The 11,316-nt window shown below is 72.3% G+C and carries 8 protein-coding genes; 5 read left to right on the forward strand and 3 right to left on the reverse strand.

What is annotated here, in order from left to right; genetic code table 11:
* Positions 1-186: 186 nt before the first annotated feature.
* Positions 187-1,380 carry an endo-1,4-beta-xylanase gene (locus HUW36_RS15675; protein ID WP_174528848.1) on the reverse strand — a complete coding sequence of 398 codons (1,194 nt, stop codon included), beginning with the start codon at positions 1,378-1,380 and terminating at the stop codon, positions 187-189.
* 107 nt (positions 1,381-1,487) lie between these two features.
* On the reverse strand, positions 1,488-3,113 hold the full coding sequence (locus HUW36_RS15680) for a glycoside hydrolase family 43 protein (protein WP_174528849.1): 1,626 nt from the start codon (positions 3,111-3,113) through the stop codon (positions 1,488-1,490).
* A 189-nt stretch (positions 3,114-3,302) separates the two neighbouring features.
* Here HUW36_RS15680 and HUW36_RS15685 point away from each other — a divergent pair, with 189 nt between their 5' ends.
* Complete coding sequence (locus HUW36_RS15685; RefSeq protein WP_174528850.1) at positions 3,303-4,310, forward strand: LacI family DNA-binding transcriptional regulator; 1,008 nt, start codon at positions 3,303-3,305, stop codon at positions 4,308-4,310.
* 12 nt (positions 4,311-4,322) lie between these two features.
* Here HUW36_RS15685 and HUW36_RS15690 read toward each other — a convergent pair whose 3' ends face one another.
* Entirely contained in the window at positions 4,323-5,303 is a 981-nt protein-coding gene (locus HUW36_RS15690; protein ID WP_174528855.1) for a LacI family DNA-binding transcriptional regulator, read from the reverse strand.
* 158 nt (positions 5,304-5,461) lie between these two features.
* On the opposite strand from HUW36_RS15690, the gene HUW36_RS15695 reads away from it, so the two are divergent.
* Genes HUW36_RS15695 through HUW36_RS15710 form a run of 4 tightly spaced genes read left to right on the forward strand, consistent with a single transcriptional unit; the run spans position 5,462 to position 10,994 of the window.
* Positions 5,462-6,772, forward strand: a complete 1,311-nt coding sequence (locus HUW36_RS15695; RefSeq protein ID WP_174528851.1) for an ABC transporter substrate-binding protein — start codon at positions 5,462-5,464, stop codon at positions 6,770-6,772.
* A complete protein-coding gene (locus HUW36_RS15700; RefSeq protein WP_174528852.1) occupies positions 6,769-7,767 on the forward strand; it encodes a carbohydrate ABC transporter permease in 999 nt (332 codons plus the stop codon). The genes HUW36_RS15695 and HUW36_RS15700 overlap by 4 nt, the downstream gene beginning before the upstream one ends.
* Positions 7,764-8,630 (forward strand): carbohydrate ABC transporter permease, encoded by an 867-nt coding sequence (locus tag HUW36_RS15705; RefSeq protein WP_174528853.1) that lies wholly within the window; start codon positions 7,764-7,766, stop codon positions 8,628-8,630. The genes HUW36_RS15700 and HUW36_RS15705 overlap by 4 nt, the downstream gene beginning before the upstream one ends.
* Before the next feature lie 39 nt (positions 8,631-8,669).
* Positions 8,670-10,994, forward strand: coding sequence for a beta-xylosidase/alpha-l-arabinosidase (locus HUW36_RS15710; RefSeq protein ID WP_174528854.1), 2,325 nt, complete (start codon positions 8,670-8,672; stop codon positions 10,992-10,994).
* The last annotated feature ends 322 nt before the right edge of the window (positions 10,995-11,316 follow it).

Genomic DNA, 11,316 nt, shown 5'->3' on the forward strand with positions numbered 1-11,316 from the left:
TGCCCGGGGCCGCGCGTGGCCGGGATGCGCTCCCGCCACCGTGAGTCGCTCGGAGGCCGCTCCGCGCGGGAGGGCTCCATTCGCGACCGTCATTCTGCGCACCGGGCCGCAACACCGTCAACGATTTCCGGAAGGTCGCGGCGGGGCCGGCCGGAGGAGCGGCCCCGCCGCGACGGTCGGGCCGCGCTACCGGCGGGGCTGCTGCGGGACGCGGGGCAGCACGAACGGCGGGCCGGAGAAGATGAGGTCGGCCTTCATCTCCTGGTACGCGCGCTTGGGCCGGTAGTCCTCGTCGTACGCGGTGGCCAGCCCCTCCGGCGGGTTCTCGAACCAGTCCGGCACCCAGGAGTGCCGGTCGGTGAAGCCCCAGAGCGTGAACGACAGGCAGTGCCGCTCGGCCAGGCAGGCCCGCAGCAACGTGCTGAAGTTCGCCGCGGACGCCTGCAACCGCGGGTTGATCTCGGCGGAGTCGCCCGCCTGCACCCCGGGGGTGAGCTGGCTGCGCACGTCGACCTCGGTGAACGCGGTGGCCAGCCCCAGGCCGGCGAACCGGCGCAGCGCGGCGGCGACCTGGAGGGTGTCGTAGTTGCCGTACTGGGTGCCCAGGTGTCCCTGGCTGCCGACCCCGTCGATCGGGACCCCACGGGCGCGCAGGTCACGGGCCATCTCGTAGACGAACTGCGTCTTGTCGTCGGCCGGGTTGCCGGAGCCGAACGCCTCGATGTTGTAGTCGTTGTAGAACAGCAGCGCCTTCGGGTCGGCGGCCCGGGCCCAGCGGAACGCGTCCGCGATGTAGCCGGGGCCGAGGTGCTCCGCCCAGAAGCCCTTGTAGTGCAGCGTGGACGGGGTGTCCCAGGGGTCGCTGACCGCCTCGTTCACCACGTCCCACTGCCAGATCCGGCCCTTGAAGTGGCGCACCACCGCGGTGACGTGGTCGCGCAGGATCCGGCGCAGCTCGGCCCTGTCGATCGAGCCGTCCGCGACCCCCTCGGTGAGCCAGGCGGGCAGTTGGTTGTGCCAGACCAGCACGTGGCCGCGGACCCGCTGGCCGTGCTGGCGGGCGAACTCGACCAGCGCGTCGGCCGGTCCCCAGTTGTAGGTGCCCCGGGTCGGCTCCAGGCTCTCCCACTTCATCGCGTTCTCGGCGGTGACGGTGGAGAACTCCGACCCGGCCAGCTCGCGGTAGCGCGGGTCGGCGGCGTCGGCGAGCGCGTCCATGTCCACCGCGGTGCCGATGTACAGACCGTGCCGCTGGGCCAGCGCGCGCAGGCTCTGCGCGGCCGGGTCGTACGGGCGGCCGGCGGTGGCGGGCGCGACGTTGAGGGCGGCGACGGTGGCCACGGCGACCGCGCCGGCGACGATCCAGCGTCTCAGCTTCATGGTCGTTCCTTCCGGGGGGACGGTTCCGAAACTTCCGGGAGAGTTCCGAAAGTGATCCGGAACACTACGGACGTCGATGTCGGCCGTCAACCGTCCCTCCGGGACGCTCACTCCCGGCGGTAGGTGGCGTGGTCGAAGTCGGCGTGCGCGCCGTCGCCGCCGAGGTCCTGCACCCAGAGGCCGAGGAACGCGCCGGTGAAGCCCCAGGCGGCCGGCTCGCCGTCGACGACCAGGGCGGCGTGCTCGTCGGAGAGGATCGTCGCGTCCAGCTCCACCGGAAGGTCTCGCCAGCCGTCGCCGAGGTCGTACCCGAAGCGGACCACCGGCCCGTCGAACCGCGCCCGCAGCCCGACCCGCGCGCCGTCACCGGCGTCGACGGTCAGCTCCGGGTACGCGGTCCGGCGGCCCCGGTCGCAGCTCAGCAGCTCGAGCACCCGCCGACCGTCGTCGGCCCGGGTGAGGTAGAGGTGGTGCCAGTTGGTGGTGTTGTAGTACGCGGTCACGCCGGCCAGTTGCCGGTGGTCGGCCGGGTCGAACTCGACGACGGTCTCCAGCACGCACCGTTCGGCGTCGACCCGGCGGGCGACCAGGCTGGGCGTCTGCCGGCCCACCGGGGACTGCCCACCGTGCACCCGCAGGTACGACGGGCGCGCCGACAGGTCCAGCCAGCCCTCGCCGGCCGGGCGGCGCAGCGTCGACCAGCGGGCGGACAGGGTGGGCCCGTCGAAGTGGTCGGTGGCCGGCTCGTCCGGCCAGGGGTGGGCGGGCAGGTCCGGGGCCGGGACGGTGTCGGCCGGCACCCGACCGGGGACGGTCGGCCACTGCCCGGCCGGCCACTCGACCCGCTGGATCGCGGTCTCCCGCCCGAGGACGCAGTTGCCCAGCGGCGAGTAGGGGCGGGCCACCAGGTGGGCGAGGTACCAGTCGCCCTGCTGCGTCTCGACCAGGCATCCGTGGCCGGCCTTCTGCAGCCGCAGGTCCGGCCGGCCGGCGGAGGTCAGCAGCGGCCCCCGCGGGTCGGCCAGGTACGGGCCGAACAGGTGCCGGGAGCGGGCGACCGTGACCTGGTGTTCCCAACTGGTCCCGCCCTCGGCCGTGACCAGCCAGTACCAGCCGTCGCGCCGGTAGAGGTGCGGTCCCTCGGTCAGCCCGGCCGAGGTGCCGTGGAAGATGATCCGGGCCTCGCCGACCAGCCGCTGTCGCTCGCGGTCGTAGCGCTGGATCTCGATCCCGCCGAAGCGGTCCCGGCCCGGCCGCCAGTCCGCGCTCAGGCTCAGCAGCCAGGTGCTGCCGTCGGTGTCGTGGAACAGCGCCGCGTCGAAGCCGTGCGCGTGCAGCTTCACCGGGTCCGACCAGGGGCCGCCGACGTCCGGGGCGGTGATCAGGTAGTTCTGCGGGTCCCAGTAGCCGCTGGCGAAGCTCGCGACGTCGCTGTAGACGAGGTGGAACAGCCCGTCGTGCCAGGTCAGGTCCGGCGCCCACACCCCGTTGGAGTCCCCGCACCCGCGCAGGTCCAGCAACCGGCGATCGGTGACGATCCCGCCGAGCGGACGCCAGTGCACGAGGTCACGGGAGTGGTGCAGACCGACCCCCGGGTACCACTCGAAGGTGGAGGTGGCCAGGTAGTAGTCGTCGCCCACGCGCAGGATCGAGGGATCCGGGTGGAACCCGGTGAGGACCGGGTTGCGGATCGACCGGGTGACGGCGGGCAGGGGGGCGATCTCAGTCGACATGGGCGACTCCTCGGGCTCGGTCCACTGACGACGTTCCGGAACTTCCGCTCCGGACAGTGCGGAGTTGCGGCTCACCGTATCGGCTCCACCCGGCTGACGGGGAGCCTTGACCGAGGCCCAGGCGGGTCGTAACCTACCGGCCGATGCCGAAAAACGCTCCGCATCACTACCGAAAGTTCCGGAGATCCCGTGTCCGACAAGGTCACCATCGCGACGATCGCCCGCCTGGCCGGCGTCTCGGTGCCGACGGTCTCGCGGGTGGTCAACGGCCGCGCCGACGTCTCGCCGCAGACGCGGGAACGGATCGAGCAGCTGCTCGCCCGGCACGGCTACCGCCGTCGTCCGCCGAGCATGCGGGCCAGCTCCGGGCTGATCGACCTGGTCTTCAACGACCTGGACAGCCCGTGGGCGGTCGAGATCATCCGCGGGGTGGAGGACGTCGCGCACGCCGCCGGCGTCGGCACCGTGGTGTCCGCCATCCACCGCCGCACCTCGTCGGCGCGGCAGTGGCTGCACAACCTCCGGGTCCGCTCCACCGAGGGCGTCATCTTCGTGACCTCCACCCTGGAGGCGCCGCTGCAGGCGGAGCTGAGCCGGCTCAACCTCCCGGTCGTCATCGTGGATCCGGCCGGGGTGCCGCCGCAGGAGGCGCCGGCGATCGGCGCGACCAACTGGGTCGGCAGCCTGCGGGCCACCGAATACCTGCTCGGGCTCGGCCACCGGCGGATCGGCTTCATCGGCGGCCCGGCCCACCTGATGTGCAGCCGGGCCCGCCTGGACGGCTACCGGGCGGCGCTGGAGGCCGCCGGTCTCCGGGTGCACGACGAGCTGATCCGTCCGGGCAACTTCTACCACGAGGCCGGCTTCACCGCCGGCGACCGGCTGCTGTCGCTGCCGGACCCGCCCACCGCGATCTTCGCCGCCAGTGACCAGATGGCCCTCGGCGCCTACGAGGCGGTACGCCGGCGCGGCCTGCGGGTGCCGGACGACGTCAGCGTGGTCGGCTTCGACGACCTGCCGGAGGCGCGGTGGTGCTCCCCGCCGCTGACCACCGTCCGCCAGCCGCTCGCCGAGATGGGGATGCTCGCCGCCCGTACGGTCCTGCGCCTGGCCCGGGGTGAGCGGACCGAGAGTCGGCGGGTGGAGCTGACCACCGAGCTGGTGGTGCGCGACAGCGCCGCCCGCCCGGCCGGGTGACGGATGCCGGGCTCAGCGCAGGGGCCGGCAGGACGCCCGGACGACCAGTTCGGTGGGGAGCCGGATGTGCGTGTCGCGTTCCACGCCCGCGATCAGGTCGATCAGCAGGCGCAGCGACTCCGCCCCCATGCGTTGCAGCGGTTGCCGGATCGTGGTCAGCGGCGGGTCGACGAGCGCGGATTCCGGCACGTTGTCGAAGCCGATCACCGACAGGTCGTCCGGCACGGTGAGGCCGGCGCCGCGGGCCACGTCCAGCGTCGAGATCGCCGACAGGTCGTTGCCCGCGAAGATGGCCGTCGGCCGGTCGGGAAGCGCGAGCAGTTCGGCTGCCGTGCTCGCCGCGCTCTCGATCCGGAAGCCGCCGACGCGCACCAGCCGCTCGTCCACCGCCACCCCGGCGTCGGCCATGGCCCGGCGGAATCCGGCCTCCCGCAGCCGCGCCGACTCCAGGTCGGGGCGGCCGCTGATGTGCCCGATGCGGCGGTGGCCGAGGGAGAGCAGGTAGTTCGTCGCGAGGACGGCGCCGGCGAAGTTGTCCGAGTCGACCGTGGGCAGGCCGGACGGGCCGGTGTGCGGGTCGACGGCCACCACGTGGAAGCCGTGCTTGGTCTCGACCACGGTCGGCGTCACGATCACCGCGCCGTCGATCAGCGTCCCGGACAGGCGGGCCAGGGAGCGGCGTTCCCAGCCGATGGCCGCGCCCTCGCCGTCGCCGCTGGAGTAGGCGAGCAGCTGGTAGCCGCTGCCGGCGACCTCCCGGGACGCTCCCTTGAGCAGTTCGGTCGAGAACGGCTCGAACTCGGCGACCAGGATGCCCAGCACGTTGGTGCGGTGGCTGCGCAGGCTCTGCGCGCCGAGGTCCGCCTCGTAGCCGAGCTCGTGGATGACCTGCTGCACGCGTTCGACGGTGGCCTGGGCCACGCCGTACCTGCCATTCACAACCTTCGATACCGTTGCCACCGAGACGCCGGCGGTACGTGCCACGTCCGACATCTTGACGCGCTCCGGGTACACCACGCCGACGATGATAGAGGGCCCGGCCGACCGCGTCGCCACGGTTTCGAAAACGTTATCGATACCGATTGACATCGAGTTACGTGGCTGTAACACTCCCCGGCAGGTAACCCGACTACGTGGTCGAGGAGACATTCATGGCGATGAAGCGCCGCGCGGCTGCCGTGCTGGCACTGCTTGTGACAACCGCCCTGGTCGCCACCGGATGCAACGGCGGTGGCGACGAGGAGACGGACGCGGGAAGTGAGCTGTACAAGAACCCGGTGACGCTCACCTGGTGGCACAACGCCTCCCAGGACGGCCCCGGCAAGACGTACTGGGAGAAGGTCGCCAAGGACTTCTCCACCGCCCACCCGACCGTCAAGATCGAGATCGAGGCGATCGAGACCAACCAGCTCCAGCGCACCCGGCTGCCCGCCGCGCTGCTGAGCAACGACCCGCCGGACATCTTCCAGGCCTGGGGCGGCGGCGAGATGCGCGAGCAGGTCGAGGCCGACTACCTCAAGGACATCACCGGCCAGGTGAAGACCGAGGTGGCCGACATCGGCAGCGCCGCCGAGATCTGGCAGGTGAACGGCAAGCAGTACGGCCTGCCGTTCCGGATGGGCATCGAGGGCGTCTGGTACAACAAGGACATGTTCGCCAAGGCGGGCATCGCGGCGCCGCCGACCACCTTCGAGGAACTCAACGCGGCGGTCACCAAGCTCAAGGCCATCAACGTCGTCCCGATCGCCCTGGGTGCCGGCGACAAGTGGCCCGCCGCGCACTGGTGGTACAACTTCGCGCTGCGCGCCTGCTCGGTCGACACCCTGAAGAAGGCGACCACCGACCGGACGTTCGACGACCCGTGCTTCGTCAAGGCCGGCCAGGACCTGAAGGCGTTCATCGACACCAAGCCGTTCCAGAACAACTTCATCGCCACGCCGGGTCAGAACGACCCGACCAGCGCCAACGGCCTGCTCGCCAACGGCAAGGCCGCGATGGAGCTGATGGGCGACTGGAACCGGGGCACGCTCGACACCGTCGCCACCGACAAGGCCGCGCTGGCGAAGTTCCTCGGCTGGTTCCCGGTGCCGGCGATCTCCGGTTCCGCCGGCGACCCGAAGGCGGCCCTGGGTGGCGGCGACGGGTTCGCCTGCGCCAAGAACGCCCCGGCCGAGTGCGTCGAGTTCCTCAAGTACATCGTCAGCCCCGAGGTGCAGAAGGGCTACGCGGCCACCGGCACCGGCCTGCCGGTCGCCAAGGGCGCTGCCGACGGCGTCACCGACCCGGCGCTGAAGTCCATCCTGGAGGCCACCTCCTCGGCCACCTACGTGCAGCTCTGGCTGGACACCGCCTACGGCAGCACGGTCGGCACCGCGATGAACGACGCGATCGTCGCGATCTTCGCCGGCAACGGGACACCTGAGAAGGTGGTCTCGGCCATGAAGGCGGCCGCGAGCAAGTGACGTCCGCATCCCAGACCCGTACGCCCGCCGACGGCGCGCAAGCGCCGCCGGCGGGCCTCCGGCCCGGCGGACGCGCCTCCTCCCGCCGCGCCGAGACCCGCCGCAAGTGGTACGAGATCATCGGACTGACCACACCGGCACTCGTCGTCTACGTGATGTTCGTGCTCGTGCCGATGGGGTTCGCGTTCTACTACAGCCTGTACCGCTGGCGCGGGGTCGGCCCGCCCACCGAGTTCGTCGGCCTGCGCAACTACGTCCTGGCCTTCCAGGACCCGATCTTCCTCGACGCGTTGCGCAACAACGCGATCATCGTCTTCGGGTCGCTGCTGATCCAGGGGCCCGTCGCCCTGGGCATCGCCCTGCTGCTCAACCGCGGCTTCCGCGGGCGCTCGGCGTTCCGCCTGCTGGCCTTCGTGCCGTACGTGCTGGCCGAGGTCACCGTCGGCATCATGTGGAAGCTGATCCTGACCGAGAACGGCACGCTCGACGCGCTGCTGCAGTCGATCGGGCTCGGCGGCCTGGTGCAGGCGTGGCTGGCCGACCTGGACGTGGTGATCTGGACGCTGCTGTTCGTCCTGACCTGGAAGTACGTCGGTTTCGCCATCATCCTCCTGCTCGCCGGCCTGTCGAACGTGCCGCAGGAGCTGAACGAGGCCGCGGCGATCGACGGCGCGAGCTGGTGGCAGATCCAGCGTCACGTCACGCTGCCCCTGCTCGGCCCCACCATCCGGATCTGGATGTTCCTGTCGATGATCGGCTCCTTGCAGGTCTTCGACATGGTCTGGGTGACCTCGGTGCCCGCGGTGCGCTCGCTCGGCGCCTCGGCCACGATGGCGACCTACATGGTGGACAACGGCTTCTTCGCCCGGCTGTGGGGCTACGGCAACGCGGTGGCCGTGATCCTGTTCGGCATCTCCTTCGTCGCCGCGCTGCTGTTCCAGCGCTTCCTGCTGCGCCGCGACATCGAGGGCGCCATCACCCGGAAGGGGAAGTGACAGTGGCCGTGAACACCGTTCCCGCCGGGCCGGCCGGACGCCGGCCCGTGCGGTGGGGCACCCCGCTGACGTACGCGCTGGCGCTCGCGGTCGCGGCCGTGTCGATCGCCCCGGTCGTGTACGTCGTCGTCGGCGGGTTCCGGACCACGCCGCAGATCGTGGCCGACCCGGCCGGGCTGCCGGATCCGTGGGTCTGGGAGAACTACTCCCGGGTGCTGACCCAGAGCGACTTCTGGCGGCAGGCGTTCAACAGCGCGGTGATCGCCCTCGGCACCACGCTCGGCGTGGTGGTGCTCGGGATGGCCGCCGCGTTCGTGCTCGCCCGCTACACCTTCCGGGGGCGGGAGACGCTCTACACGTTCTTCACGCTCGGCCTGCTCTTCCCGGCCGGCGCGGCGATCCTCCCGCTCTACCTGATGCTGCGCGACCTCAGTCTGATCAACTCCTACTACGCCGTGATCCTCCCGCAGGTGGCGTTCTCGCTGCCGCTCACGATCGTCATCCTGCGGCCGTTCCTGACCGCCATCCCGCGCGAGCTGGAGGACGCCGCCGCGATCGACGGCGCCGGCCGGCTCGGCTTCCTCTGGCGCATCGTGCTGCCGCTGTCGCGGCCCGCGGTCGTCACGGTCGGCATCCTCGCGTTCGTGGCGAGCTGGAACGCGTTCCTGCTGCCGCTGCTCGTCCTCGGCGACGTCAGCCTGCACACCCTGCCGCTGGGCGTGCAGAACTTCTCCAGCCAGTACACCACCGACACCGCGGGCGTCCTCGCCTTCACGTCGTTGGCGATGCTGCCGGCCCTGCTCTTCTTCACGCTCGCCGAGAAGCAGATCGTCGGCGGCCTGCAGGGCGCGGTCAAGGGCTGAGCGGCAGCGGTACGCGCACAACCAAGCGAAAGGCACAACATGACAGAGGTCCACACGGTGGTGGTCGGGCCGGCGCCGGCTCAGGCGGGTCCGGACCACGACCGGCCGGACGCGCACGCCGGCGAGGCACGCATCCGGGAGCTGCTCGCCCGGATGACGATCGAGGAGAAGATCGCCCAGCTCGTCGGGTTCTGGGAGAAGGAGGACGGTGAGGCGGTCGCGCCCCTGCAGGGCGAGTTCGCCGACGCCGCCCGGCTGGAGGACTTCTCCCGCCACGGACTCGGCCACCTCACCCGCGTCTACGGCACCCGCCCGGTCGACGCCGCGTCCCGCGCGGCCTGGCTGTGGCGGTTCCAGCGCGACCTGGTGACCGGCACCCGCCTCGGCATCCCGGCGATCGTGCACGAGGAGTGCCTCACCGGGCTGTCGGCGTGGAAGGCCGCCACCTTCCCCACGCCGCTGGCCTGGGGCGCCGCGTTCGACCCCGACCTCGTCACCGAGATGGCCGCGGCGATCGGGTCCTCGATGCGGGCACTCGGCATCCACCAGGGCCTCGCGCCGGTGCTCGACGTGATCCGGGACCCGCGCTGGGGCCGGGTCGACGAGTGCATCGCCGAGGACCCCTACCTGGTGGGCACCATCGGCACGTCGTACGTGCGCGGCCTGCAGTCGCAGGGGGTGCACGCGACGGTCAAGCACTTCGCCGGCTACTCCGCCTCGCGCGCCGGGCGCAACTTCGCCCCGGTGCACGCCGGCCCCCGGGAGCTGGCCGACGTGCTGCTCCCGCCGTTCGAGATGGCGGTCCTCGACGGGGGCGTGCGCAGTGTCATGCACTCGTACGCGGAGATCGACGGCGTGCCGGTGGCGGCCGACCCGACGCTGCTGACCGGCGTGCTGCGGGACCGGTGGGGCTTCGACGGCACGGTGGTGGCCGACTACTACGGCGTCGCCTTCCTCAACCTGCTGCACCACGTCGCCCGCGACCACGCCGACGCGGCCGGGCAGGCGCTCGCGGCCGGGGTCGACGTCGAGCTGCCCACCGGCGACGCCTACCTGACCCTGCGGGACACGGTGCGCTCCGGCGCGGTCGACGAGGCGCTCGTCGACCGGGCGGTGCTGCGGGTCCTGCGGCAGAAGTGGGAACTCGGCCTGCTCGACGCCACGTTCACCGAGGAGCCGCCCCGGGCGGTCGACCTCGACTCGCCGGAGCACCGGGCGCTCGCCCGCCGCCTCGCCGAGGAGTCGGTCGTGCTGGTGGCCAACCGGGACGTACTGCCGCTGCCCGCCGGCCGCCGGGTGGCGGTCGTCGGCCCGAACGCGGACCGGCCGGGCGCGCTGTTCGGGTGCTACTCGTTCCTCAACCACGTGCTCGTCCAGCACCCCGGCGTGGAGACCGGCATCGAGGTGCCGACCGTGCTCGACGCGACCCGCGCCGAGTTCGGGGCCGACCGGGTCACGTTCGCCACCGGCTGCGAGGTGGACACCGACGACCGGTCCGGGTTCGCCGAGGCGGTGGCCGTCGCGTCCGCCGCCGACGTCGCGGTGCTCGTCGTCGGCGACCACGCCGGCCTGTTCGGGCGCGGCACGGTCGGTGAGGGCTGCGACCGGGACGATCTGGAGCTGCCCGGTGTCCAGCGCGAACTCGTCGAGGCGGTGCTGGCCACCGGCACCCCGGTCGTGCTGGTGCTGCTCACCGGCCGGCCGTACGCCGTCGGGTGGGCGCTGTCCCGGTGCGCGGCCGTCGTGCAGGCGTTCTTCCCCGGCGAGGAGGGTGCCGGCGCGATCGCGGGCGTGCTCTCCGGGCGGGTCAACCCGTCCGGCCGGCTGCCGGTGACCCTGCCCGGCCCGGCCGGTGCCCAGCCGTACTCGTACCTGCATCCCGCGCTGGGCGAGGGTGGCGAGGTGACCAGCCTGCCGGCGACGCCGGTGGCGCCGTTCGGCCACGGCCTGTCCTACACCACGTTCGCCTACGCCGACCTCACCGTTCCCGCCACGGTGCCGACCGACGGGGCGCTGCGCGTCACGGTGCGGGTGACGAACACCGGGGCGGTGGCCGGCGACGAGGTGGTCCAGCTCTACGGCCGCGACCTGGTGGCGTCGGTGACCCGGCCGGTGGCGCAGCTGCTCGGGTACCGGCGGGTGCGCCTGGAGCCGGGCGCGTCGGTCACCGTCGAGCTGACGGTCCCCACCGCCCGCCTGGCCTTCTCCGACCGCACGCTGAACCGGGTCGTGGAGCCCGGTGACGTCGAGGTGTGGGTCGGCACGAGCGCGCGCCGGGACGCGGTGGGCTCGACCACGCTGGTCGGCGGCACCGTCGCGGTGACCACGGCGGCCCCGCGCTGGACGGTCACCGGGGTCGGCTGAGCGCCGGCTCCGGGCGGGTGGCGGGTCCGACGTGCCGGGACACCGCCACCCACCGCTTCCCTCGTTGGGGCATTAGCGGCATATCGGGTGTTTTGTCGAATTCGGCTCAGTAGGCTCCGGGGTGTTGTCCAGCCCGTGACCCCACGGGTCCCCGGCGCCCCCGCGCCCGGTCGGCTGGACCCCGGTCGCCGGCCCCAACAGGGATGCGTGAGTCAGGATGATGGACGCGGACACCATGGTGCTGCCCCGGCTCGGGCCGGCGGAGGCCGGCGTCGAGGACCCCTGGGGCGAGGACCGGCCGCGCCGCGGCCCCACCCGCGCC

Origin of the sequence: Micromonospora maritima, assembly GCF_902825405.1 — a bacterium.
GTDB lineage: Bacteria > Actinomycetota > Actinomycetes > Mycobacteriales > Micromonosporaceae > Micromonospora > Micromonospora maritima.